This is a genomic window from Streptomyces sp. NPDC085460 (genome assembly GCF_044541975.1).
Classification (GTDB): Bacteria; Actinomycetota; Actinomycetes; order Streptomycetales; family Streptomycetaceae; genus Streptomyces.
The window spans coordinates 104,055-128,712 of the sequence record NZ_JBITTO010000008.1 but is presented as its reverse complement, the minus strand read 5'-3'; the positions used below and the strand labels follow the sequence as shown (position 1 = coordinate 128,712).

Annotated in this window: 22 protein-coding genes; 11 read left to right on the top strand and 11 right to left on the bottom strand. The window is 74.1% G+C overall.

Annotated features, from left to right (window positions below; all coding sequences use genetic code 11):
* The first annotated feature begins 79 nt into the window (after positions 1-79).
* A complete protein-coding gene (locus ACIGHB_RS21830) occupies positions 80-1,081 on the top strand; it encodes a hypothetical protein (RefSeq protein WP_399915214.1) in 1,002 nt (333 codons plus the stop codon).
* Positions 1,082-1,248: 167 nt separating this feature from the next.
* Here the strand turns inward: ACIGHB_RS21830 and ACIGHB_RS21825 are convergent, their stop codons facing one another.
* Positions 1,249-1,692, bottom strand: a complete 444-nt coding sequence (locus tag ACIGHB_RS21825; RefSeq protein WP_399915212.1) for a MarR family winged helix-turn-helix transcriptional regulator — start codon at positions 1,690-1,692, stop codon at positions 1,249-1,251.
* A 92-nt stretch (positions 1,693-1,784) separates the two neighbouring features.
* Here ACIGHB_RS21825 and ACIGHB_RS21820 point away from each other — a divergent pair, with 92 nt between their 5' ends.
* From ACIGHB_RS21820 to ACIGHB_RS21810, 3 genes are all read left to right on the top strand, one after another.
* Positions 1,785-2,804 (top strand): NADP-dependent oxidoreductase, encoded by a 1,020-nt coding sequence (locus ACIGHB_RS21820; RefSeq protein ID WP_360311307.1) that lies wholly within the window; start codon positions 1,785-1,787, stop codon positions 2,802-2,804.
* 63 nt (positions 2,805-2,867) lie between these two features.
* Positions 2,868-3,290, top strand: coding sequence for an organic hydroperoxide resistance protein (locus tag ACIGHB_RS21815; RefSeq protein ID WP_360311309.1), 423 nt, complete (start codon positions 2,868-2,870; stop codon positions 3,288-3,290).
* Positions 3,291-3,399: 109 nt separating this feature from the next.
* Complete coding sequence (locus tag ACIGHB_RS21810) at positions 3,400-4,236, top strand: EI24 domain-containing protein (RefSeq protein WP_399915209.1); 837 nt, start codon at positions 3,400-3,402, stop codon at positions 4,234-4,236.
* 61 nt (positions 4,237-4,297) lie between these two features.
* Here the strand turns inward: ACIGHB_RS21810 and ACIGHB_RS21805 are convergent, their stop codons facing one another.
* On the bottom strand, positions 4,298-5,278 hold the full coding sequence (locus ACIGHB_RS21805; protein WP_360311313.1) for a LysR family transcriptional regulator: 981 nt from the start codon (positions 5,276-5,278) through the stop codon (positions 4,298-4,300).
* Between the two features lie 136 nt (positions 5,279-5,414).
* Here ACIGHB_RS21805 and ACIGHB_RS21800 point away from each other — a divergent pair, with 136 nt between their 5' ends.
* Positions 5,415-7,604, top strand: coding sequence for a M4 family metallopeptidase (locus tag ACIGHB_RS21800; RefSeq protein WP_399915207.1), 2,190 nt, complete (start codon positions 5,415-5,417; stop codon positions 7,602-7,604).
* Between the two features lie 153 nt (positions 7,605-7,757).
* Here ACIGHB_RS21800 and ACIGHB_RS21795 read toward each other — a convergent pair whose 3' ends face one another.
* The gene (locus ACIGHB_RS21795) at positions 7,758-8,474 is read right to left on the bottom strand and encodes a carbon-nitrogen hydrolase family protein (protein ID WP_360311317.1); all 717 of its coding nucleotides are present in this window, start codon (positions 8,472-8,474) and stop codon (positions 7,758-7,760) included.
* 324 nt (positions 8,475-8,798) lie between these two features.
* Positions 8,799-9,380 (bottom strand): TetR/AcrR family transcriptional regulator, encoded by a 582-nt coding sequence (locus ACIGHB_RS21790; protein ID WP_360311319.1) that lies wholly within the window; start codon positions 9,378-9,380, stop codon positions 8,799-8,801.
* Between the two features lie 132 nt (positions 9,381-9,512).
* Here ACIGHB_RS21790 and ACIGHB_RS21785 point away from each other — a divergent pair, with 132 nt between their 5' ends.
* The gene (locus ACIGHB_RS21785) at positions 9,513-11,975 is read left to right on the top strand and encodes a glycoside hydrolase family 3 protein (RefSeq protein ID WP_399915639.1); all 2,463 of its coding nucleotides are present in this window, start codon (positions 9,513-9,515) and stop codon (positions 11,973-11,975) included.
* A 48-nt stretch (positions 11,976-12,023) separates the two neighbouring features.
* Here the strand turns inward: ACIGHB_RS21785 and ACIGHB_RS21780 are convergent, their stop codons facing one another.
* Positions 12,024-12,941: an SGNH/GDSL hydrolase family protein gene (locus ACIGHB_RS21780; RefSeq protein ID WP_399915205.1), complete on the bottom strand. Its 918-nt coding sequence runs from the start codon at positions 12,939-12,941 to the stop codon at positions 12,024-12,026.
* Between the two features lie 264 nt (positions 12,942-13,205).
* Here ACIGHB_RS21780 and ACIGHB_RS21775 point away from each other — a divergent pair, with 264 nt between their 5' ends.
* Together ACIGHB_RS21775 and ACIGHB_RS21770 are read left to right on the top strand one after the other, a co-directional pair.
* Positions 13,206-13,700 carry a DUF3145 domain-containing protein gene (locus ACIGHB_RS21775; RefSeq protein WP_360311325.1) on the top strand — a complete coding sequence of 165 codons (495 nt, stop codon included), beginning with the start codon at positions 13,206-13,208 and terminating at the stop codon, positions 13,698-13,700.
* Positions 13,701-13,780: 80 nt separating this feature from the next.
* Positions 13,781-14,587, top strand: a complete 807-nt coding sequence (locus ACIGHB_RS21770) for a hypothetical protein (RefSeq protein ID WP_399915202.1) — start codon at positions 13,781-13,783, stop codon at positions 14,585-14,587.
* Positions 14,588-14,704: 117 nt separating this feature from the next.
* On the opposite strand, the gene fabF is transcribed toward ACIGHB_RS21770, so the two are convergent.
* From fabF to fasR, 5 genes are all read right to left on the bottom strand, one after another.
* On the bottom strand, positions 14,705-15,967 hold the full coding sequence (fabF, locus tag ACIGHB_RS21765; RefSeq protein ID WP_360311329.1) for a beta-ketoacyl-ACP synthase II: 1,263 nt from the start codon (positions 15,965-15,967) through the stop codon (positions 14,705-14,707).
* Positions 15,968-16,077: 110 nt separating this feature from the next.
* Entirely contained in the window at positions 16,078-16,326 is a 249-nt protein-coding gene (locus tag ACIGHB_RS21760) for an acyl carrier protein (RefSeq protein WP_030756408.1), read from the bottom strand.
* A gap of 57 nt (positions 16,327-16,383) precedes the next feature.
* Positions 16,384-17,415, bottom strand: coding sequence for a ketoacyl-ACP synthase III (locus tag ACIGHB_RS21755; protein WP_360311330.1), 1,032 nt, complete (start codon positions 17,413-17,415; stop codon positions 16,384-16,386).
* An 18-nt stretch (positions 17,416-17,433) separates the two neighbouring features.
* Positions 17,434-18,351, bottom strand: coding sequence for an ACP S-malonyltransferase (locus ACIGHB_RS21750; RefSeq protein WP_399915199.1), 918 nt, complete (start codon positions 18,349-18,351; stop codon positions 17,434-17,436).
* 89 nt (positions 18,352-18,440) lie between these two features.
* A complete protein-coding gene (gene fasR, locus ACIGHB_RS21745) occupies positions 18,441-19,622 on the bottom strand; it encodes a fatty acid biosynthesis transcriptional regulator FasR (RefSeq protein ID WP_360311334.1) in 1,182 nt (393 codons plus the stop codon).
* Between the two features lie 82 nt (positions 19,623-19,704).
* On the opposite strand from fasR, the gene ACIGHB_RS21740 reads away from it, so the two are divergent.
* On the top strand, positions 19,705-20,361 hold the full coding sequence (locus ACIGHB_RS21740) for a pirin family protein (protein ID WP_399915196.1): 657 nt from the start codon (positions 19,705-19,707) through the stop codon (positions 20,359-20,361).
* A 9-nt stretch (positions 20,362-20,370) separates the two neighbouring features.
* On the opposite strand, the gene ACIGHB_RS21735 is transcribed toward ACIGHB_RS21740, so the two are convergent.
* Positions 20,371-21,552 carry an Ig-like domain-containing protein gene (locus ACIGHB_RS21735; protein ID WP_360311338.1) on the bottom strand — a complete coding sequence of 394 codons (1,182 nt, stop codon included), beginning with the start codon at positions 21,550-21,552 and terminating at the stop codon, positions 20,371-20,373.
* 263 nt (positions 21,553-21,815) lie between these two features.
* On the opposite strand from ACIGHB_RS21735, the gene ACIGHB_RS21730 reads away from it, so the two are divergent.
* Positions 21,816-22,967: a lipid II:glycine glycyltransferase FemX gene (locus ACIGHB_RS21730; protein ID WP_399915637.1), complete on the top strand. Its 1,152-nt coding sequence runs from the start codon at positions 21,816-21,818 to the stop codon at positions 22,965-22,967.
* Positions 22,964-24,616 carry a murein biosynthesis integral membrane protein MurJ gene (gene murJ / locus ACIGHB_RS21725; protein WP_399915194.1) on the top strand — a complete coding sequence of 551 codons (1,653 nt, stop codon included), beginning with the start codon at positions 22,964-22,966 and terminating at the stop codon, positions 24,614-24,616. The genes ACIGHB_RS21730 and murJ overlap by 4 nt, the downstream gene beginning before the upstream one ends.
* Positions 24,617-24,658 lie beyond the last annotated feature (42 nt).

The window sequence follows — 24,658 nt, the reverse complement described above, 5'->3', positions numbered from 1 at the left end:
CGGGTGCGGAACTCCCGTCGAGCGGCTGCGGTACGACACCCCCCAGGCCCTGTCTCACCCCGCGCCTCACGAGGGCGCCGTGACACCGGAGCCGTACCCGTCGCAGCCGTACCCGCAGCAGGGCCATCCGGTGGGGTCGTATCCGGGGGAGGCGTACGGCTCCGATCCGTACGCGTCCCAGCCGTACGCGTCCCAGCCGGATCCGTACGCCTACGAGCCCTACGCGCCCGTGCCGGATCCGGAGCCGGAGGCCGGCGACCCGCTTGCCCCCCTCGCCCCCGAGCATGTCTACGAGCTGGACGTGGTGGTGCCGCCGAGGTCCGGCGAGCGGGCGGCGGGCGGCCGGTCCGCCGCGCGCCGCCGGAAGCGGGGGAGCGAAGGGCGCGGCGCTCGCGGCGGTCGCGGCGGTCGCGGCCGGACGGTCGCGGTGAGCACGCTGGGGCTCGTTCTCGCGGCGGGGTCCCTGGGCCTGGCCAAGTCGGTGTTCGAGGAGCCGGAGGAGAAGGGCCCCGCGACGGCCGTGGAGGAGCTGGAGGTCACCGAGGCCCCGCTGCCGCCCGCGCTGCCGTCCCGCGCCCCTGACGACGGGGCGGGGCAGGACGACGGGAAGGGCGAGGAGGCGGCCGAGGGCTCCACGGGCCCGGCGACGCCGAGCGTGCGCCCGCGCCGGATCAGTACGGGATCGGGCGGCGGCTCCGGCGAGGCCACCGCCCCGGCCGGCCGTGCGGGCACGGGCACCGGCGGTGGCTCCGGCACGGGAGCGGGGTCCGGTTCCGGTACGGGCACGGGTACGGGCCCCGGTTCAGGGCCGGGCTCGGGTACGGGGACGGGTGGCGCGTCCGCCCGGCCGTCCTCCGCCGTGCCCTCCTCTCCGGCGCCGACCGTGCCGGAGGTCACCGGGGGGCCGCAGGGCGAGGGGCCCGGGCCCACGCCGAGCGCCTCGGGCTCGACCACCGCCCCGCCCTCGGGCGGTCCGACGCCGACCGCCTCCGCGAGCACCACCCGTCCGGCGACGGCCACACCCGCCCCGACGCCGGAGCCCTCGGAGAGCTGCGACCGCTTCCTGTGGTGGTGCTGGTAGGACTCCGAGGCACTCCCCGGCCCCGGCCCCTGCCCCGACCCGGCCCTTCCCGGGCCCGGCGACGGCCCTGGACTCGGCCCTGCCCGGCCACGGTCCGTCCCCGGCCCCTGTCCGGCCACGGCCCGGAGCCGGCCCGGACCCGGCCCCCCCCGCCCCGCCCCGCTCCGTCAGGACGCGGGAGGCGGGGTCTCGCCGAGCATCCGGAGCAGGAGGTCGCGGAGGAGGGTGCGCTCCACGCCGGTCAGCTCGCCGAGCGGCTCGCGCGCGAAGTGCAGCGACTCGCGGAGCCGGCGCGCGGTGTCCCGGCCGTCGTCGGTGGGCGCGGCCAGCTTGACCCGGCGGTCGGCCGGGTCGGGGCGCCGCTCGACCAGGCCCCGGGACTCCAGGCGGTCGATGATCCCCGTGACGTTGGACGGCTCGCACTTGAGCTTCTCGGCGATCTTCCGCATCGGCGTGGGCTCCAGGGCGAGCAGCCCGAGGACGCGCGCCTGCGCGCCGGTGAGGGAGTGGGCGGCGGCGGCCTCCTCGTACTCCTGGTGGTAGCGCGCCACGACCGTGCCGATCAGCTCGACGACTTCGAGGGTCACGGGGTCGGTGTGTGAGGTGGGCATGGGCATCATCCTACTCCGATGCTTGACAACATGAAATATTCAGGCGCATGGTTGTTTCATCAAGTGAAGCTTTTGCCCCGGAGGTCCCCACCATGACCGCTCTGCCCGCCACCAGCCGTGAATGGCACCTCGTCGCCCGCCCGCACGGCTGGCCCGCCCCCACCGACTTCGCCCTGCGCGAGGTCCCCGTCGAGGCGCCCGCCGAGGGCCGGATCCTGGTGAAGAACCTCCACTTCTCGGTCGACCCGTACATGCGCGGCCGGATGAACGACGTGAAGTCCTACGTCCCGCCGTTCAAGCTGGACCACCCGATGGACGGCGGCGCGGTCGGCGTCGTCGTCGCGTCGAGCGCGGAGGGCTTCGCCGAGGGCGACCACGTCCTGCACGGCCTCGGCTGGCGTGAGTACGCCAGTGTCCCTGCCCAGCACGCCACCAAGGTGGACCCGGAGCTCGCCCCGCTCTCCACCTACCTCGGCGTGCTCGGCATGCCCGGCCTGACCGCCTACGCGGGCCTCTTCGAGACCGCCTCCTTCAAGGAGGGCGACGCCGTCTTCGTCTCCGGCGCGGCCGGCGCCGTCGGCAGCCAGGTCGGCCAGCTCGCCAAGCTCGCCGGCGCCTCCCGGGTCATCGGCTCGGCCGGCTCCGACGAGAAGGTGAAGTGGCTCGTCGAGGAGCTCGGCTTCGACGCCGCCTTCAACTACAAGAACGGCCCGGTGCGGGACCAGCTCCGCGAGGCGGCGCCGGACGGCATCGACGTCTACTTCGACAACGTGGGCGGCGATCACCTGGAGGCCGCGATCTCCTCGCTCAACGTGCACGGCCGCGCCGCCATCTGCGGCATGATCGCCCAGTACAACGACACCGAGCCGGTCCCCGGCCCGCGGAACATGGCGATGATCATCGGCAAGCGGCTCCGCCTCCAGGGCGTGCTGGTCGCCGACCACTACGGCCTCCAGCAGAAGTTCGTCGAGGAGGTCGGCGGCAAGCTGCGCTCCGGCGAGCTCACGTACCGCGAGACCCTCGTCACCGGCATCGAGAACGGCGTGGACGCCTTCCTCGGTCTGCTCCGCGGCGACAACACCGGAAAGATGATCGTCTCGCTGGACCGGTAGTCTTCCCTCAGCCGTCGCGATCGTGGGCGCGAGTCGAGGCGGGAACAGAAGGCAGGAAACAGCATGTCCATCCAGCACTCCGACGTTCTCTACACCGCCGTCGCCACCGCGGAGAACGGCCGTGACGGCCGCGTCGCCACCGACGACGGCCAGCTCGACGTCGTCGTCAACCCGCCCAAGGCCATGGGCGGCTCCGGCGCCGGCACCAACCCCGAGCAGCTCTTCGCGGCCGGCTACAGCGCCTGCTTCCAGGGCGCCCTCGGCGTCGTCGCGCGGAACGAGAACGCGGACATCTCCGGCTCGACGGTCACCGCCGAGGTCGGCATCGGCAAGAACGACGACGGCTTCGGCCTCATCGTGAAGATCTCGGCCTCCATCCCGAACGTGGACGCCGAGACCGCCAAGAGCCTCATCGAGAAGGCCCACCAGGTCTGCCCGTACTCCAAGGCGACCCGCGGCAACATCACGGTCGAGCTCGCCGTCTGAGCCACCGGCCGCCGCGCGCGCGGACCCGTGCGGGCCGCACCCCGACCGACCGGGTTGCGGCCCGCACGCATGTGCGGAGCGGGTGATCGCCTGCCGCTAGGCTGCGCCCATGCGCGATTTCGGGGTGGGTTTCGGTTATCTGGTCCAGGGCCAGAAGTGGGTGGCACAGCACGGCCGGCAGTTCGGCTTCGGACTGCTGCCCGGTCTGGTGACGCTCGTCCTCTATGTCGGCCTGATGATCGGCCTCGCCCTCAACGCCGTCGACCTGGTGGCCTGGGCGACCCCCTTCGCCGACGACTGGTCCACCCTGTGGCGCGAGATCTTCCGCGACGCCATGACGGGCCTGCTCGTCGTCTTCGCGGCCTTCCTCGCCGTCGTCACCTTCACCGCCGTCACCCTCCTCATCGGCCAGCCCTTCTACGAGAAGCTCTCCGAGGACGTCGACCGCAGCCAGGGCGGGGACGTCCCCGAGTCCGGCCTGCCGCTCTGGCGCGAGCTGCTGATCTCGGCCCGCGACAGCCTCCGGGTGGTGCTCCGGGTCGCCTTCTACGGTGTGCTGCTCTTCGCCTGCGGCTTCATCCCCGTCGTCGGCCAGACCGTCGTCCCGGCCCTCGGCTTCTGCGTCTCCGGCTTCTTCCTCGCCGAGGAACTCACCGCCGTCGCCCTCCAGCGCCGGGGCGTCGAGCTCAAGGAGCGCCTCACCCTCCTGCGCTCCCGCCGCGGGGCCGTGCTCGGCTTCGGCGTCCCGCTCGCCCTCGCCTTCATCGTCCCCTTCGTGGCCGTCTTCCTGATGCCCGGCGCCGTCGCCGGCGCCACCCTCATGGTCCGCGACCTGCGCGACGAGCGGGGCGACCGGGACGACCGGGACGACGAAGACGACCACCAGGCGCCGGGCGGGCTCTCCTCCCCGGGGGCCGACCGCACCACGCACCCCACCCGGCCCTGACGCGGGCCACCGCCCGCCGTCCCGCCCCGGCCGCCCGCCGCCCGGCGGACTCCGGCGCCGCCTACGACCGGGCGTCGCCCCGGTCCGCCAGGACGGGGTGGAGCTCCGGTCGGGCGGACCACCACTCCTGGTGGAAGGGGTTGTTGGGGACGTTCGCCAGATACGCCTCCACCGCCGCGCGGTGGAGCAGGTCCGCGTGGCGGGCGGAGACCGTCGAACGGTTCCAGGCGAGGCGGATGCGGCCGGTCACCGGGTCACCCTCCAGGGGGCGCAGGACCGTGCCCTCCGTGGGTGGCGCGGTGGGCTGGCTCAGGGAGATCGCGCGGCCCGAGGCGATCAGGTCGTAGTGGATCTTCCGGTCGGAGACCCGGTGCCTCAGGGACGGCGCGAAGCCGGCCCGCTCGCAGGCCGCGGCCAGCGCCTCCGGGCCGCCGTCGTCGTCCTCGACCAGCGTCATCCAGGACTCGCCCGCCAGCTCGGCCAGCGGGATCCGCTCCTTCCCGGCCAGCGGGTGCTCCGCCGAGAGGCGTACGCAGAACGGCTCCTTGGGCACCACCGTCCGGGCCGTCGTCCCCTGCGGCAGCGGGACCTCGTGGTCGTTGACCTCGCCGTACAGCACCGCGTCGTAGCGGCCCGCGCCGAGCTGCCGGGTCAGCGTCGTCGCGGAGTGCTCCACCGTCACCGCGATCTCCCGGCCGGCCACGACCTGGTCGAGCCGGCCGAGCAGCGTGTCCACGAGCACCAGCAGGATGCAGCCGAGCCGCAGCGGGGTGTCCGGGTCGGCGGCCCGCGCCCCGGCGGCGAGCGCGTCCATCTCGCCGAGCACGAGCCGGGCCTTGGAGAGGACGAACTCGCCCAGCGGAGTGGGCTCCACCCCGCGCCGGCCGCGCAGGAACAGCTCCCCGCCCGCGACCCGCTCGATCCGCCGCAACTGCGCCGACAGCGCCGGCTGCGAGACGCCGAGCAGCTGCGCCGCGCGGCCCAGGCTGCCCGCCTCCGCGATCCGGCAGACGGCTTCCAGATGCCTCAACTCCAGCTGCATTGCAGCAGCGTACGCAGCACCGCGCGACCGCACCATAACCCGCGTCTTATGCCGGATGAGATGTCCCGAACCGGCCATGTACACGCCCATACTCGGCGCGACGATCCGTCTCCCCCACCCTGAACGGAGCACGACGTTGCACCCCACCAGACTCACCGCGGCCGTGGCCGCCCTGGCCCTCTCGGCGAGCCTCGCGACCGCCCTCGCCGGTACCGCCTCCGCCGCTCCCCAGGCGCAGCCGGTCCCGCCGGGCCACGGCAAGTCCCTGGCGCTCGCGGCAGCGGACTCCGCCGCCGCCAGCGGCCTCGACGAGCTGCGGCACGGAGCCGACGAGGACCTCGTCCGGACGTCCGTCACCCCGTGGTCGAACGGCCTCTACTACGCCGCCTACCAGCGGACGTACAAGGGTCTCCCGGTCCACGGCGGCGGCGACGGCGTCGTCCTCTCCGACTCCTCCGGCAAGGTCCGCGACGTGAGCGGCAGCGCCGCCCCGGCCATCGAGGTCTCCACGAGCGCCAGGGTGACCGCCGCGAAGGCCCTCGCCACCGCGCGCGGTCAACTGGCCGCGGTGGAGAGCGCGAGCGCCCCCGAACTCACCGTGCTCCTCAAGGCCGGCAAGCCCGTCCTCGCCTGGCACACCCTGGTCGTCGGCACCACCGCCGGGAACGTCCCCAGCTCGCTCGACACCTACGTCGACGCCCGCACCGGCAAGGTCGCCCAGGCCACCGACAAGATCCGGCACGCCGACGGCCGCGGCCACCACAACGGCAACGTCACCATCGACACCGCCGCCGGCTCCATGACCGACACCAGCCGCGGCGGCTTCAAGTGCGGCGGCCAGAACGGCAGCGCGTACACCGGCTCCTCGCCGTGGGGCAACGGCGGCGCCAACGACCTCGTCACCGCCTGCGTCGACATCATGTACGCGGCCCAGCGCGAGTCCGACATGCTCAAGGAGTGGTTCGGCTACAACGGCATCAACGGGCAGGGCGGCATGGTCCCGGCCCGCGCCGGGCTCTCCCAGGTCAACGCCTACTACGACGGCACGAAGACCACCTACGGGCGCAACCAGAACGGCACCAACCAGCTCACCGGCATCGACGTCGTGGCCCACGAGTACGGCCACGAGATCTTCGACCGCACCCCGGGCTCGGCCGGCTCGTCCAACGAGAACGGCGGCATGAACGAGTCCACCGGCGACATCTTCGGCGCCCTCACCGAGCACTACGCGAACAACCCGAACGACACCCCGGACTACACGGTCGGCGAGGAGCTCAACTTCACCGGCAACAACCAGCCCATCCGCAACATGTACAACCCCTCGCTCATCAACAACGACCCCAACTGCTACCCGCAGCTGACCTCGGGCACCGAGGTGCACGCGGCGGCCGGCCCGCAGAACCACTGGTTCTACCTGCTCGCCGAGGGCTCCAACCCGGGCGGCGGCAAGCCCAGCAGCCCGATATGTTCCGGCGGCCCGTCCTCCGTCACCGGCATCGGCATCCAGAAGGCCGGCAAGATCTTCATGGGCGCCCTGCTGATGAAGACCTCCTCCTGGAACCACCCCGCGGCCCGCCGCGCCACCCTCACCACCGCCAAGAACACCTACGGCGCCACCGAGTGCAACGCGGTGAAGGCGGCCTGGAACGCGATCGGCGTCCCCGCCCAGTCCGGCGAGACCGACTGCGGCGGCACCACGAACCCGGACTTCTCGCTCTCCCTGAACCCGTCCTCGGGCTCGGCCCAGCCGGACGACCAGGTCACCGCGACCGTGAACACCAGCACCACCGGCGGCTCCGCGCAGACCGTCCAGCTCTCCGCGAGCGGCGCCCCGAGCGGCGTCGGCGTCTCCTTCAGCCCCGCCTCGGTGACCTCCGGCACCTCCTCGACGATGACCGTGAAGGTCGCCGCGGGCACCCCGAACGGCACCTACCCGATCACCGTCACCGGCACGGGCTCCGCCACCCACACCGTCACCTACCAGCTGACGGTCGGCACCGGCACCCCGCCCACCGGCTGCGACGCCGCCGAGCACACCTACCGGGGCACGCTGGCCTCCGGTCAGGCCGCCGCCCAGCCGGACGGCTCGTACTACTACGCGGCGACCCCCGGCACCCACACCGGCTGCCTGCGCGGCCCGGCCGGCACCGACTTCGACCTGTACCTGCAGAAGTGGAACGGCGCGGGCTGGGCGGACGTGGCCGTCGGCGGCACCGCCGGCGCCGACGAGGACACCCGCTACCAGGGCACCGCGGGCTACTACCGCTACGTCGTGCACGCCTACAGCGGCTCCGGCGCCTACACGCTGGGCCTGAGCGCCCCGTAGCGGGCGACGCGAGCGCCCCGGCGCGGGGCACCTGACGCCCCGCGCCGGGGCGGGAGACCGTACCGCGGACCGGGGGTTCCGTCGTACGGCTCCCGGGCCGGGCCGCCGGAGTCCCACGGCGGCCCGGCCCTTCCGCGCCCGCGTTCCGGCGCCTCAGCCCACCTCGGCGAGCACGAACCCCGGCCGCTCGGGGCCCGCGTCGGCGAGCCGCCCCCCGTCGGGACCCCAGACCCCGGACCCGCCGCCGCCCTCGCCGACCTCGCTCGGCCCCAGCGAGTTGCCCAGCGCCACGTACAGGCCGAACTCCCGGGCGCGGACCGGGTAGACGGTCTCGAAGGAGTCGTTCGCGGCGTCGAGCATCGAACTCGCCAGGTACACCGAGCAGCCGTCGGCGGCGGCCCGCTCGGCGAGCTCCGGGAAGCGGTTGTCGTAGCAGGTGGCCAGCGCGAACCGGAGCCCGTCGAGCGCGAACCGCCCGTCGGCCGTCCCCGCCGCGAAGGTGTCCCGCTCGTCCCCGTGGTACAGGTGCCGCTTGTCGTAGCGGGCGAGCGTCGAGCCGTCCGGGCCGATCACCAGCGTCGCGAGGCCGGGCAGCGGACCCGCGCCCCGCACCGGCCCGTTGACGACCGCGGCCGCCCCGGCCGCCCGGCACGCCGCCCGGACGGGTTCGAGGCGGGGGTCGTCCTCGGCGAGGACCAGGGCCGGGTCCTCCCGGATCAGGGCGGTGTCGTACCCGGTGAGCGACAGCTCCGCGAAGACGACGACCCGGGCGCCGGCGGCCCCGGCCTCCCGGACCAGACCGGCGATCGTACGGACATTGGCCTCGACGTCCCCGGGGACCGGGGCGAACTGGGCGGCGGCGAGCAACATGACGCCCATGGTCGCAGCCCCCCGCCGGCCGACCGCGACCGGCCGGGGCGAAATCCCGGGCGCCCGCGCCGGCGACCGGCCGGGGCCCGAAATCCCCGGGCGCCCGCGCCGCGACCGGACCTAGACTCGCCGCACCGGTTCCGCGCGCGGAGCCGCAGGGCGCGGGGCCGTGGCAGAGCGGACGATTGCGGACCCGGGTGGAGGAGGTCCCCGAAACCCGGGAAGAGTGAGCGGTCGCCGGACCTGGCGGCAGGCTCGCGCGGGTTCGAATCCCGCCGGCCCCGCACCCGCCCCGTACGCCGGCACCCGCCCCGTACGGGCCCGCTACCGCTCGGCGGAGCCCGCGAGCAGCCGCAGGAAATCCCGGAAGGCGCCCGGCATGTCGACGGCGGACGGGTCCAGGAGCCACTGGTACTGGAGGCCGTCCATCACGGCCGTGAGCAGGGGGGCGGCCCGCTCGGGGGTGAGCCCGCCCGGCAGCCGCTCGCCGAACTCCAGGCGCAGCACCTCCGCCATGCTGGCGCGCACCTGCGCGTACCGCTCGGTGAAGAACTCCCGGGCCGGATGCCCGTCCGTGACGCTCTCGCCGAGCAGCGCGGAGAAGGTCTGCACGATCCCGGGCCGCATCGCGTTGTACTCCACCAGCGAGTCCAGCAGGTCGAGCCGCCAGCCCTCCCGGTCCCGGCCGCCGCTGGTGTCCCAGCGGTCGCGCTCCTCCAGGACGGCGACGAGCAGGGCCTCCTTGGTGGGGAAGTAGTGCAGCAGGCCCTGCTGGGTCAGGCCGACGCGCTCGGCGACGGAGCCGAGCGTGGCGCCCCGGTAGCCGCGCTCCGCGATCACCTCCAGGGCGGCGCGCAGGATCTCCGCGCGGCGCTCCTCGCTCCTGGTCCGTGCCGTCCGTGCCATCGTCCGGCCCCCTTTCCGCAGGTCCCCGTCCACAGGACCGTACGCCCAGGACCGTACGGCATGCCCCGCACGACGTCGCCGGATAACGAAAAGGTCACATCACCTACCGATCTACAGGTAGGTGGGTTCATGATGACCGCACCAGCACTTCAACGCGGAGGTACGGACGTGAACGAGGACGCCACGCGCGAGGCAGCCGTCGAGGCCGCGCTCGCCCGGCTCGACCTGGACGCCAAGGCCCGGCTGCTCGGCGGCCAGGACATGTGGTCCCTGCCCGCCCTGCCGGAGATCGGCCTCGCCTCGCTCGTGATGTCCGACGGCCCCATCGGCGTCCGCGGCGTCCGCTGGACCGCCGACGACCCGTCCGTCGCCCTGCCGTCCCCGACCGCGCTCGCCGCCGCCTGGGACCCCGCCCTCGCCCGCCGGGCCGGCCGGCTCCTCGCCCAGGAGGCCCGCCGCAAGGGCGTCCACGTGCTGCTCGCCCCGACCGTCAACCTGCACCGCACCCCGCTCGGCGGGCGCCACTTCGAGGCGTACAGCGAGGACCCGTACCTCACCGGCGCCATCGGCACCGGCTACGTCCAGGGCGTCCAGGACGGCGGCGTCGGCACCACCGTCAAGCACTTCGTCGCCAACGACGCCGAGACCGACCGCTTCACCGTCGACAACCACATCGCCCCGCGCCCGCTCCGCGAGCTCTACCTCGCCCCCTTCGAGGCGATCGTCGAGAACGCCCGCCCCTGGGGCATCATGACCGCCTACAACCAGGTCAACGGCGTGACCATGACCGAGCACCACCAGCTCGTCAACGACGTCCTGCGCGGCGAGTGGGGCTTCGACGGCGTCAACGTCTCCGACTGGATGGCCGCCCGCTCCACCACCGGCGACATCCTCGGCGGCCTCGACGTGGCCATGCCCGGCCCCGCCACCGTCTACGGCGAGCACCTCGCCGCCGCCGTCCGGGCCGGCGAGGTCGACGAGTCCGCCGTCGACGCCGCCGTACGGAACGTGCTGCGGCTCGCCGCCCGCGTCGGCGCCCTCGAAGGCGCCCCCGCCGCCGTCCCCGAGCCCCCCGCCGCGATCGACGGCGACGCGCTCGCCCGCGAGATCGCCCGGCGCGGCGTCGTCCTCGTGCGGAACGAGAACGGCGCGCTCCCGCTGAGGCCCGGCACCGTCGCCCTCTCCGGCGCCGCCGCCCGCGACGCCCGCGTCCTCGGCGGCGGCTCCGCCCAGGTCTTCCCCGAGCACGTCGTCTCGCCGCTCGACGGCCTCACCGCCGCCCTCCCCGACGGCAGCCTCACCTACACCGTCGGCGCCGACCCCAGCGACGAACTCGCCCCCGCCGACCAGGGCTTCACCCTCCGCGCGGTCTGCCGCGACGCCGAGGGGAACGTCCTCGGCGAGGGCAGCCTGCCCAACGGCCAGGTCCAGTGGATCGGCGACGACCTCCCGGCCGGCGTCACCCACGACACCCTCGCCTCCATCGAGGTCACCGGAACCTTCACGCCCCGCGAGAGCGGCGCCCACGCCTTCGGCACCCGCGGCCTCGGCGCCTTCACCCTCACCGTCGACGGCCGCGAACTCTTCGACGGCGTCCAGGCGATGGGCCCCGAGACCGACCCCTTCGAAGCCTTCTTCGGCTCCCCGGTCGAGCGCGGCACCGTCGACCTCACCGCCGGCGAGACCGTCCGGGTCTCCCTCCGGCACACCCTCGCCAAGGAGTTCGCCGCCCCGCTCCCCGCGGTCATGTTCTCCTTCGTCCACCTCGGTCCCCGCCGTGACCCCGACGAACTGATCGCCGAAGCCGTCGAGGCGGCCCGCGCCGCCGACACCGCCGTCGTGGTCGTCGCCACCACCGAACGCGTCGAGTCCGAGGGCTTCGACCGCAAGGACCTCGCCCTCCCCGGCCGCCAGGACGACCTCGTCCGCGCCGTCGCCGCCGCCAACCCGAACACGGTCGTCGTCGTCAACGCCGGCTCACCGGTCGAACTGCCCTGGCGCGACGACGTCGCCGCGATCCTGCTCGGCTGGTTCCCCGGCCAGGAGGGCGGCGCCGCCCTCGCCGACGTCCTCACCGGCGCCGAAGAGCCCGGCGGCCGCCTCCCCACCACCTGGCCGGTCGCCCTCGCCGACGCGCCCGTCACCGAGGTCACCCCCACCGACGGCGTACTCGACTACACCGAGGGCCTGTTCATCGGCTACCGCGCCTGGGACAAGGCCGGCGCCGCCCCCGCGTACCCCTTCGGCCACGGCCTCGGCTACACCACCTGGTCGTACGACTCCCTCACCGCGACCCCCGAGACCGTCACCGTCCGCCTCACCAACACCGGCGACCGCCCCGGCCGCGAGACCGTCCAGCTCTACCTCGCACCCGTCCGGGACACCGTCGAGCGCCCCGCGCGCTGGCTCGCCGCCTTCGCCGGCGTCGAGGCCGCGCCCGGCGAGACCGTCGAGACGGTGATCCCCCTCCCGCGCCGCGCCTTCGAGATCTGGGACGAGGAGAAGCACGCCTGGACCGTCGTCCCCGGCCGCTACGAACTCCACGCCGCCCACTCCCTCGCCGACGCCCGCCTCACCGCCGAGATCGAGCTGTAGGGCACCCCGGGACCGGCCCCGGGGCGGGAACTGACGCCCGCCCCGGGGCTACTTCTCCGTGATCCTCCGGTACGCCAGCTCCGCCAGGCGCGCCTGGCCGTCGCGGCTCGGATGGAACCAGTCCCAGGGGGACAGCAGCGACCCGTCGAAGCGGAAGCCGAACACCGCGCCGCCGTCGTACCGGCAGAGCCGGTCGGCCGCGCAGACCTCCGCGAGCACCTCGTTGTACGCCACCACCCGCTCGCGCACCGCCGCCCGCCGCTCCCCGGCCGCCGCGCCGAGGTCCTCCGGGTCCGCCAGCATGGCCCCGCAGACGCCCAGCTCCCAGACCCGCCGCGCCGCCGGGCTCGCCCGGCCGGTGTACCAGAGCCGGAGCAGGTCCGGCACGCTCGCCACGTACACCCGCGCCTCGGGGGCGTCCTTCCGCAGCCGGGCCATCGCCGTCTCGAACGACCGGCGGAAATCGGCCACCGGCGTCATCCCCGCCGGCGTCGGCCGGCAGGCGTCGTTGGCGCCGATCATCACCGTCACCAGACCGGGCCGCTCGGCCGCCGCCCGCGCCATCTGCTCCGGCAGCGCCGCCACCCGGGCGCCGCTGCGGGCCAGGTTCCAGCTGTTCCCGGCCACCCGGCCGGCGCCGAGCAGCCGCAGCGCCAGACTGTTCACCGCCGGGTCCGTGCCGGTCGCCCAGGACGCCTCGGGGCAGTCCGCGAGCAGCGCGCAGGCGTCGAAGGCGCGGGTGAGGGAGTCGCCGACGGCGGCGACGGAGCCGGGGGAGCCGCCCCAGGACGAGGCCGGCGCGGATGTGGGCGGGGGCGTGGGCTTCGGCGCCTGCCGGGGTGGCGCGGAGGCCGTCGCCGGAGCCACGGGACCGGCCGTCGGGCCGCTCGCGCACCCCGCGAGCGCGGCCGCCGCGAGCACGGCGCCCACGGCGGCGGTACGGAATCGGCGTCGGCCGTACGGCACGGCCCCTCCTTCGCGCTACGGGCCTCCTGGCGGGTGAAAGCTTCGTGTCCACCCGCCCCCGGACCGACCGTACGTCACCCCGATGACGGTGCGGCACGGTAGCTTTTCCCCCGTCGAACCAGCGGCGCGCCCGCGCCGACCGGCTCCGGTAAATTACATCACGTCACATGCTGTCCCTTTTCAGAAGGTTTGCGGAGTTCTTCGCCTGATGCTGTTTACTGAGGCCGCTGGGAAGGCGAACCTCGTCCCACACTGGAGGTCCCGGTGACGACACGTGGAGTCCTGTACGTACACTCCGCACCGCGCGCGCTCTGCCCGCACGTCGAATGGGCGGTGGGGGGTGTCCTCGGTGCGCGGGTCCAGCTCGACTGGATCCGCCAGCCCGCGGCGCCCGGCACCTGGAGAGCCGAGTTCTCCTGGCAGGGCGAGACCGGCACCGCCTCCAAACTCGCCTCCGCGCTGCGCGGCTGGCAGATGCTCCGCTTCGAGGTGACCGCGGAGCCCTGCCCGACCGCCGAGGGCGAGCGCTACAGCGCCACCCCCGACCTGGGCATCTTCCACGCCGTCACCGGCATGCACGGCGACATCCTCGTCCCCGAGGACCGGCTGCGCGCCGCCCTCGCCCGCGCGGCGCAGGGCGAGACCGTACTGGAGGCCGAGATCGCCAAGCTCCTCGGCAAGCCCTGGGACGACGAGCTGGAGCCCTTCCGCTACGCGGGCGAGGGAGCCCCGGTCCGCTGGCTTCACCAGGTCGTCTGAGCCCGTTCACCCGGACCCGCTAGCTTCCCGGCACTGGGCGCGCAGGGGGCGCGCGGGGCGGGGGGACGCGGATGACGGGCTTGCGCAGGACGGTCGGGGCGGTCGCCGCGGCACTGGGAGGGACGACGCTGGGCGCCGCCCTCGTGCTGCTGGCGGGCTTCGTCTACCAGCTGGTGGCCGGGAACGCGGCCGGGGGCCTGGCGGGGTGGGCGTTCGGGCTGCTGCTCCTGGCGCTGATCCTCTTCGGCGTCTTCGGCTCACTGCTCCCGGACGAGGAGGCGGCCGCCGCCCTCTCCGACACGCCCGGCCGGAAACCGACTCCGGAGCCGCACACGACCTCGCAGCCGACCTCGCCCCCGGGCCCGGCCCCGGCCACGGTCTCAGGCGCCGCCACGGCATCGGACGCACCCACGGTCTCGGGCGCGGCCACGGTCTCGGGCGCGGCCACGGCCTCGGACGCGGCCACGGTCTCGGGCGCGCCCACGGTCTCGGACGCACCCACGGCCTCGGACGCACCCACGGCCTCGGACGCGGCCACGGCCTCAGGCGCCGCCACGGTCTCGGGCGCGGCCACGGTCTCGGACGCGCCCACGGCCCCGGCCGCGCCCACGGCCCCGGGCGCGGCCATGGCCACGGACGCACCCACAGCCCCGGGCGCCGCCGCACCCTCGGACGCAGCCACGGCCCCGGGTGCGCCCACGCCGGTGGCGGACGGCAAGACGGCTGACGGGGCGGCCGTGGGCGCGGACGACGGATGGTCCGACGCCCTCGTCTTCTTCCTCGTCCTGTTCGGTCTGATCGCCGGCGGCCCCTTCGGCATCGCCGGGTACGAGGCGCTGCGGCCGGAGCACCGGCCACCCGCGGTGACCTCCCCGTCCCCCCGCTGACCCCCGCGCGGCCCTGCTCCGGCCCGCTCCGGCGCCGCTCCGGCCCCGCCCCGCTCCGGCCGTGCGCGAAAGGCCCGCCCCGGGCGACTGGGGCGGGCCTTTCGCGTGTGACGCGGGTCAGATCGTGCGGAACGCCAGGACCACGTTGTGGCCGCCGAAGCCGAACGAGTTGTTGACCGCGGCGATCGTGCCCTGGGGCAGGGCGCGGGGCTCGCCGCGGACGATGTCGGCCTCGACCTCGGGGTCCAGGTCGTCGACGTTGATGGTCGGCGGGGCCAGGCGGTGGTGGAGCGCCAGGACCGTCGCGACGGTCTCGATGCCGCCCGCGCCGCCCAGGAGGTGACCGGTCATCGACTTCGTCGCGGAGACCGCCACGTGGTCGAGGTCGTCGCCGAAGACCTTCCGCAGCGCCTTGATCTCGGCGACGTCGCCCTGCGGCGTCGACGTGGCGTGCGCGTTGAGGTGCACGACCTCGGCCGGCTTCAGGTCGGTGGTGTCCAGCAGGTGCTGGAGCGCGGAGGCGATGCCCCGGCCGGACGGCTCGGGCTGCGCGATGTGGTGGCTGTCGGCCGACAGGCCCTGGCCGATCGCCTCGCAGTAGATCTTCGCGCCGCGGGCCCTGGCGTGCTCCTCGGACTCCAGGATCACGACGCCGGCGCCCTCGCCGAGCACGAAGCCGTCGCGGCCCTTGTCGTAGGGGCGCGAAGCCTTCGTCGGCTCGTCGTTGTTCTTGGACATCGCCATCATGTTGGCGAAGGCGGCGATCGGCAGCGGGTGGATCGCGGCCTCGGTGCCACCGGCGACGACCACGTCGGCACGGCCGCTGCGGATCATCTCGATGGCGTAGCCGATCGCCTCGGCGCCCGACGCGCAGGCGGAGACCGGGGTGTGGACGCCGGCGCGGGCGTTCACCTCCAGACCCACGTTGGCGGAGGGGCCGTTCGGCATCAGCATGGGCACGGTGTGCGGGGAGACGCGGCGGACGCCCTTCTCCTTCAGCACGTCGTACTGGTCGAGCAGGGTCGTGACACCGCCGATGCCCGAGGCGATGACGGAACCGAGCCGCTCGGGGGCGATGCCCGCGTCCTCGCCGGCCGGAGCGGTGTAACCCGCGTCGGCCCACGCCTCACGGGCCGCGATCAGCGCGAACTGCGCCGAACGGTCCAGCTTGCGCGCGAGCGGGCGGGGCAGCACCTCGCCCGGGTCGACCGCGGCGAACGCGGCGATCTGGACGGGCAGTTCGGCGAAACGCTCGCCCTCGAGGGGCTTGACGCCGGAGCGTCCCGCAAGAAGACCTTCCCAGGTCGTTGCGGAGTCGCCACCCAGCGGTGTGGTTGCGCCGATACCGGTGACGACCACGGTGCGATTGGTCGAGCTCACAGGAATTCGTTCTCCATGTGTGTGATGGTCGAAAGACGGCGCCACCGCCGGGTGGCGGACCGAATCAGCGGGGACCGGGCCCGGTAGGGCCCTGGTCCACCAGGGCCGAATCAGGCCTGGTGCTTGAGGATGTAGTCGACAGCGTCGCCCACGGTCTTGAGGTTCTTGACGTCCTCGTCGGGGATCTTGACGTCGAAGCGCTCCTCGGCGGCGACGACGACCTCGACCATGGACAGGGAGTCGACGTCCAGGTCGTCGGTGAAGGACTTGTCCAGCTGGACGTCCTCGACCGGGATGCCGGCGATCTCGTTCACGATCTCGGCGAGACCTTCGACGAGCTGCTCCTGGGTGAAGGCCATGGTGGCGCTCCTTCTGTGGTTGCTTCGGTGGGTTGGCGTCCGGGAGATCCCGGTCGCCTAGGGGAGAGTAACGACCGTCGCGGCGAACACGAGACCCGCCCCGAAGCCGATGACGAGCGCGGTGTCGCCGCTCTTCGCCTGTCCGGTCGCCAGGAGCCGCTCCATCGCGAGCGGGATCGAGGCGGCCGAGGTGTTGCCGGTGGTCTCGACGTCACGGGCGACCGTGACGTGCTCCGGCAGCTTCAGGGTCTTCACCATCGAGTCGATGATCCGCATGTTGGCCTGGTGCGGGATGAAGACGTCCAGGTCGTCCGCCGAGATGCCGGCGGCGTCCAGGGCCTGCTGCGCGACCTTGGCCATCTCGAAGACGGCCCAGCGGAAGACCGCCTGGCCCTCCTGCGTGATGGCGGGGAACTTGATCTCGCCGGCCTCGTTGAGCGGCAGGTTCGAGACGTCGCCGACGGCGAAGTCGTCCCACGGCACGGTCTGCTTGATCGTCTCCGACTTGTCGCCCTCGGAGCCCCAGACGGTGGGGCCGATGTGCGGCACGTCGGAGGGGCCGACCACGACCGCGCCGGCGCCGTCGCCGAACAGGAAGGCCGTCGCGCGGTCCTCCAGGTCCGTCAGGTCGCTCAGCCGCTCGACGCCGATCACGAGGACGTACTCCGCCGAGCCCTCGACGATCATGCCCTTGGCGAGGGTCAGGCCGTAGCCGAAGCCCGCGCAGCCGGCGGAGATGTCGAAGGCGGCCGGCTTCCCGGCGCCGATCTTGTCGGCGATCTCGGTGGCGACGGCCGGGGTCTGCTTGAAGTGCGAGACGGTCGAGACGACGACGGCGCCGATCTGCTCCGGGGTGATCCCGGCCTCGGCGATCGCCTTGCCCGACGCCTCCACCGACATGGCGGTGACGGTCTCCTCGGGGGAGGCCCAGTGACGGGTGGCGATGCCCGAGCGCGAACGGATCCACTCGTCGGACGAGTCGATCTTCTCGAGGATCACCTCGTTCGGCACGACCCGGGCCGGGCGGTAGCCGCCGACGCCCATGATCCGCGCGTACGGGGCGCCCTTGCTGGGCTTGATCTTCGACATGCTTCTCGACACTCCTCGTCAGACGGCCGTGTGCTCGGCGACGAGCGTACGGGCCGCGTCCAGGTCGTCGGGAGTCTTCAGGGCCACCGTGGCCACGCCCGGCAGCGCGCGCTTGGCGATGCCGGTGAGGGTGCCGCCGGGGCAGACCTCGATCAGCGCGGTCGCTCCGAGGGCCTGGAAGGTCTCCATGCACAGGTCCCAGCGGACCGGGTTGGCGACCTGGCCGACCAGGCGCGCGAGGACCTCGGCGCCGGTGGCGACGGTCTGCCCGTCCTTGTTGGAGACGTACGCCACGGCCGGCTCGGCCGGGGTCACCTCCTGGGCGGCCTGCTCCAGGGCGGCGACCGCGGGGGCCATGTGGTGCGTGTGGAAGGCGCCGGCGACCTTGAGCGGGACGACCCGGCGGACGCCCTCGGGCTTGTCCGCCTCCAGGGCGGCCAGCTGCTCCAGCGTGCCGGCGGCCACGATCTGGCCCGCGCCGTTCACGTTGGCCGGGGTCAGGCCGAGCTTCTCCAGGTGCGGGACGGTCACCTCGGGGTCGCCGCCGAGCAGGGCGGACATGCCGGTCGGGGCGATCGCGGCGGCGTCGGCCATCGCCAGACCGCGGGCGCGGACCAGCTTCAGGGCGGCGGTGTCGTCGAGGACGCCCGCGAAGACGGCGGCGGTGAACTCGCCGACGCTGTGGCCGGCGACCGCGCCGGGCGCCGTCTGCCCGAGGGCGGCGGCGGAGAGCAGGCCGGCCGCGACGAGCAGCGGCTGGGCCACGGCGGTGTCACGGATGTCGTCCGCGTCCGCCTTCGTGCCGTAGTGGACGAGGTCGAGCCCGATGGCGTCGGACCAGGCCGCGAGGCGGTCGGCGGCACCGGGGAGTTCGAGCCAGGGAGTCAGGAAGCCGGGCGTCTGGGCGCCTTGGCCGGGAGCGACGAGTACGAGCACCCTCACACTCTCTCTTGGGGACGGCGTCCGGCGCCCGTGGGGACTAGGACGAAGAACCGTCGGGGTAATTGTTGGTGTTCGACAAAAGTCTAGGACTGCCCGTCCGCGTCGGCCAAGCGTCCCAGGATCAGGGCGATCCGCAGGGTGAACGCGGATCGGACGTCGGAGGGTGACCAGCCGGTGACGTCGGTCACACGTCGGAGCCGGTAGCGCACGGTGTTCGGGTGGACGAAGAGCATCCTCGCCGCGCCTTCGAGACTGCTGGCCTGTTCCAGATAGACACTCAGAGTTTCCAGCAGCGCCGAGCCCGCTTCCTCCAGCGGTCTGTAGATCTCCTCCACCAACTGCTCGCGGGCCGAAGGGTCGGAGGCGATCGCGCGCTCCGGAAGCAGATCGTCCGCGAGCACCGGCCGGGGCGCGTCCTGCCAGGCCGTGCACGCCTTCAGGCCGGCCGCCGCCGCCTGCGCGGACCGGGTCGCCGCCAGCAGGTCGGGCACCACGGGACCGGCCACGACCGGGCCCGCCGCATACGGCCCGATCAGCGCCTTCGCCACCCCGAGCGGATTGTCGGAGCCGCCCGCGATCACCACGAGCCGGTCGCCGAGCACGCCGGTGAGGACCTGGAGCTTGGCGTGCCGGGCGGCCCGCCGGATCGCCTCCACGGTCAGCTCGCTGTCGCCGTCCGGGGCGGTGCCGAGCACCACGCACACGTGGTCCGGCGAGTTCCAGCCCAGCGCGGCGGCCCGGGACACCGCGCCCTCGTCGGCCTCGCCGGACAGGACCGCGTTCACCACCAGCGACTCCAGGCGGGCGTCCCAGGCGCCGCGCGCCTCCGCCGCCTGCGCGTACACCTGGGCGGTCGCGAAGGCGATCTCCCGCGCGTAGACGAGGAGCGCCTCGCGCAGCACCGACTCGTCGCCGGGCGCCGCGACCTCCTCGATCGCGACCTCCATGACCTCGATCGTCGTCCGGACCATCTCCACGGTCTGGCGGAGCGTGATCGCCCGGGTCAGCTCGCGCGGCGCCGTGCCGAAGACGTCCGTCGAGATCGCCTGCGGGGTCTCGGGGTGCCGGAACCACTCGGTGAACGCGGCGATGCCCGCCTGTGCCACCAGACCGATCCACGAGCGGTTCTCGGGCGGCATCGCCCGGTACCACGGCAGCGTCTCGTCCATGCGGGCGATGGCGTTCGCGGCGAGCCGCCCGGAGGACTGTTCGAGGCGCTTCAGGGTGGCGGCGTGCGGATGAGCGGCGTTCGTGGGTTCAGACACGGGGACAAGACTGCCTCATCCGGGCACCGCCGTGCGGGGTCGGGGCGGTTTCGCCCGCGCCGCTGCCGCTACCGTACGCAGGGTGATCCGTATCCAGCGCGCCGGCGACCGGTATCCGGGCGGCGACCCCGAGGCCGGCGTCGAGACCCGGCACGCCCTCTCCTTCGGGCCGTACTACGACCCCGACAACCTCCGCTTCGGCCCGCTCCTCGCCGTCAACGAGGAGCGGCTGGCCCCCGGCGCCGGTTTCGACGAGCACCCGCACTCCCACACGGAGATCGTCACGTGGGTGGTGGAGGGCGAGCTCACCCACCGCGACACCACCGGCCACGAGACGGTCGTCCGCCCCGGCGACCTTCAGCACCTCTCCTCGGCGGCCGGCGTCCGGCACGTCGAGCGCAACGCCGGCGACGCGCCGCTGACCTTCGTCCAGATGTGGCTGGCCCCGCGCGAGACCGGCGGGGAGCCCTCGTACACCCTCCTGCGCGGCCTGCCGGGCCGGTACGAGCTGCCGGCCGCCGACGCCGTCCTCCACGTCCACCGCCTGGAACCCGGCGAGGAGGCGGAGCTCCCGCCCGCCCCGACGCTCTACGTCCACGTGGTCCGCGGCACGGTCGCCCTGGCGGGCGAGGAGCTGGGAGCGGGCGACGCGGCACGCGCCACGGACGCGCCGCGGCTGACGCTCCGCGCGACGACCGCCGCCGCGGAGGCACTGGTCTGGGAGGCGGGCGGCTCCTGAGGCGGCCCTTCAGCCCAGCGCGCTCTTCGCCTTCCAGGCCGTCCAGGACAGGTTCCACGCCCCGTAGCCGTTGCCCTCGGCGACGACGCCCTTCGTGTCGCCGCCCTTGATCTCGAACGGGTCCCCGACGTTCACGCTCGCGTAGAACGACTTCGCGTCCTCGGTGCTCATCCCGATGCACCCGGAACTGGCGTTGACACGGCCGAAGTTCCCCGCGTTCCACGGCGCCGCGTGCGCGTACATGCCCGACCACGTCAGGCGCATCGAGTAGTCGACCATCTTGTCGTAGGCGTCGCCGAGGCCGACCGTCTCCGAGTTCATGTTGATCGTCCCCTCCTTCGCCATCAGGACGGCCGTCCCCCGCCACGACCGCTTGTCGCCGCCGGGCGTCCCGCCGGAGACCGGGATGGTCCGGACCGTCCGGCCGTCCTTCACCAGCGTCAGCCGCTTCGTGTCCAGGTCCACCTTCACCACCTGCGAGGCGCCGACGGTGAAGCCGGTCCGGTAGTCGCGGACGAACCAGCCGTCGCCCGAGTCCGTCCCGTTCAGGTCCGCCTGGAGCGTGACCTTCGTCCCCGGCTTCCAGTACTGCCGGGGCCGCCAGTCCACCCGGTCCCGGCCCGAGTGGTCGGTCACCCAGCCCCACGAGCCCTCGGTGCCGTTCGAGGTGGTGACCTTCAGCTGCCGCTCCACGTCGGCCTTCTTCGTCACCGGCCGGTCGAAGACGATCGACAGCGGCTGCCCGACCCCGACGGTGGTGTTCTTCCCGGGCGCCAGCGTCAGCTTGTTGACCGTCCCGGCCTCCGCCGTGGTGAAGGTGGACCGCGTCGTGGTCTCCTTCCCGCCGGCGGTACGGGTCACCGCCTCGACCGTGTACGAGGCGCCCGGCACCGCCTTCCGGTCCGAGGTCCAGCGCGCCCCGCCCGCGGCCGGCTTCCCGGCCAGCTTCCCGCCCTCCGCGTCCGTGACCGTCACCGAGGAGAACGTCCCGCCGGCCGCCGTCACCGTCACCGGCTTCCCGGCCGCCCGGTCCACCACGGTCACCTTCGCGGGCGGCCCGTCCTGCGCGGCGCCCGGCGAGGAGCCGGCCGAGGAGCCGGGACCACTGGCGGCCTGCGCGGTGCAGGCGGTGAGGGAGACCGCCAGGGCGACGGCGGCCAGAGCGGGGCGGGACGTGCGTATCGGCGGCACGGAGCACCTCCGGAAGAGGAGAGAAAAGGGTGGGATGCCCGGACTCTAGGCCGCTCCACCCGGCCTCCGCCCGGCCCGGGGCCCATGTGACGAGGGCTGATGGGAAACGGTCATCGTCCCGTCACACACGCCGCGCGGACCCGTCTCATCCGGCTGTGAGCCTGCTGTGCGCCGCGCCACCGGGGGGCGGACGAACCAAGGAGGCTCTCGTTGTGTCAGCGCTGCTCGTGACGCCCGCACCCGTGAAGCGCCGTCCCGCCGCCGTGCCGCCCGCCGGCCCGGTCCGGCTCGGCCCCGTGACCACCGAGGTCTACCGCGCCTTCCTCGCCTCCCGCGCCACGGGACCCGAAGGACCCAGCTTCCTCCAGCTCCCCGCCTGGGCACAGGTCAAGGACGGCTGGAGCCACCAGCTCATAGGCTGGGGCCCCGAGTCGGGAGAGCTCACCGGCGTCGCCCTCGTCCTGCTGCGGACCTTCCCCGGCACCCGCAAGCGCTTCGCCTACCTCCCGGAAGGGCCCGTCGCCGACTGGGCCGACCCCGCGATCGACCGCTGGCTCGACCCGCTCCTCGCCCATCTGCGGGCCTCCGGCGCCTTCGCCGTACGCATCGGGCCCACCCCCGCCCACCGCCGCTGGACCGCCGCCACCGTCAAGGCCGCCACCGGGCCCGGCCGCCGGCTCGGCGACGTCCTCGCCGACGAGGTCGACCCGCTCGGCACCGCCGTCGCCGAACGGCTCCGCGCCCGCGGCTGGAAGCGGTGCGGCGGCGACTCCGAGGACGGCGCCGACGCCCAGCCCCGCCACGTCTTCCAGGTCCCGCTCACCGGCCGCACCCCCGACGACCTGTGGTCCGGCCTCAACCAGGAGTGGCGGCGCAACGTCCGCAAGGCCCGCAAGTCCGGCGTCGAGATCACCGTCGGCTCCGCGGCCGACCTGCCGGAGTTCCACCGCCTCCTGAAGATCACCGAGGAGCGCGACGGCTTCCGCCTCGGCCGCTCCCTCGCCTACTACGAGCGCCAGTACGCCGTCCTCAACGCCGAGCACGCCGGCCGGATGAAGCTCTACCTCGCCCGCCACGAGGGCGAGATCCTCGCCGCCCACACCATGCTCACCGTCGGCCGGCGGGTCTGGTACCAGACCGGCGCCTCCGCCGACCACCGCCGCGAGGTCCGCCCCTCCAACGCCCTCCAGTGGCGCATGCTCCTCGACGCCCAGGCCCTCGGGGCGGACGTCTACGACCTGCGCGGGGTACCCTCCACCCTCGATCCGGACGACCGTGCCCACGGGCTGCTGCGCTGGAAGCTCGGCACGGGCGGACAGGTCGTCGAGACGCTGGGGGAGTGGGAGACACCGATGCACGGCACGACCAACCAGGCGCTGTACCGCGCCTTCCAGGCATACATGAACCGCCGATGAGCAACGGCACCACCCTCGCCCCGCCCGCGCCGACCCGGCGCAAGCCCGCCTCCGCGCTCCGCAGCGGCGCCCTCATGGCCGCCGGATCGCTGGTCTCCCGCGCCACCGGATTCGTCCGCGCCTCCGTCGTCGCCGCCGCCCTCGGCGCGGGCGTGGTCGCCGACGGCTACGCGGTGGGCAACTCCGTCCCCACCATCGTCTACATGCTGCTCCTCGGCGGCGCCCTCAACGCCGTCTTCGTGCCCGAACTGGTCAAGGCGGCCAAGGAGCACGAGGACGGCGGCGCCGCCTACACCGACCGGCTCCTCACCCTCTGCGGCCTCGCCCTCGCCGCCCTCACCGCCGGCGCCGTGCTCGCCGCCCCCCTGATCGTCGACACCTACACCGACTACGCGGGCGGCCAGCGGGACCTCACGATCGCGTTCACGCGCGCGTGCCTCCCGCAGATCCTCTTCCTCGGCCTCTTCACCCTCCTCGGCCAGGTCCTCAACGCCCGCGGCCGCTTCGGCGCCATGATGTGGACCCCGGTCCTCAACAACGTCGTGGTCGTCGCCGTCTTCGGCCTCTTCCTCGTGGTCAGCGACGGCGGAGAGCTCACCCCCGGCGAGACCGCCCTCCTCGGCTGGGGCACCACCGCCGGCATCGCCGCCCAGGCCCTCGCCCTGCTGCCCTCGCTGCGCGCCGCCCGCTTCCGCTTCCGGCCCCGCTTCGACTGGCGCGGCAGCGGCCTCACCGCCCCGCTCCGCGCCGCCGGCTGGCTCGTCCTCCTGGTCGCCACCAACCAGGCCGCCTACTGGGTCACCACCTGGGTCGCCACCTCCGCGGGCAGCCCCCCGGAGACCAGCGGCGGCCTCGCCTCCACGGACGGCGGCGGCGGCGCGGGACTCGCCGTGTACAACAACGCCTACCTCCTGTGGGCCGTCCCGCACGGCATCGTCACCGTCTCTCTCGTCACCGCCCTCATGCCCCGGATGAGCGGCGCCGCGGCCGACGGCGACCTCGCGGGCGTCCGCCGGGACGTCTCCTACGCCCAGCGCACCACGGCCGCCGCCGTCGTCCCCGCCGCCTGCGCCCTCCTCGCCCTCGCCACCCCGCTGATGACCCTCGTCTTCGGCCACGGCGCCACCGACGGCGCCGACGTGCGCGCCATGGCCTGGACGCTGATCGCCTTCGCCCCCGGCCTGATCGCCTTCTCCGGCCAGTACGTGTGCACCCGCGCCTTCTACGCGCTCCGCGACACCCGCACGCCCTTCCTGCTCAACCTGGTGATCGCCGGCCTCAACGCGGGCCTCTCGCTCGCCGCGTACCACTGGCTGCCCACGCACTGGGCCGTCACCGGCATGGCCGCCGGCTACTCGCTCGCCCTCTGGGCGGGCTGGGCGCTCACCGCGTACGTCCTCCGGCGGCGCCTGCCCGCGTCGCCGGACGGCGGCGACGGCCTCGGCCGGCTGCTGCTCGCCGCGATCCCCGCGACCGGCTACGGCCTCTTCGTCACCGACACCGCCGCCCCCGCCGGCGCCGTCCTCTCCGGTCTCGCCGGCGCGGTCACCGTCCTCGGCGCCTTCGCCCTCCTCGCCCGGCCGCTGCGCCTCACCGAGGTCTCCGCCCTCCTGGCCAAGGCCACCGGCCGTCTCACCCGCCGCACCTGACCCCCGGCACCGACCCACCGCACCGACTCACCCCCGCCTTGC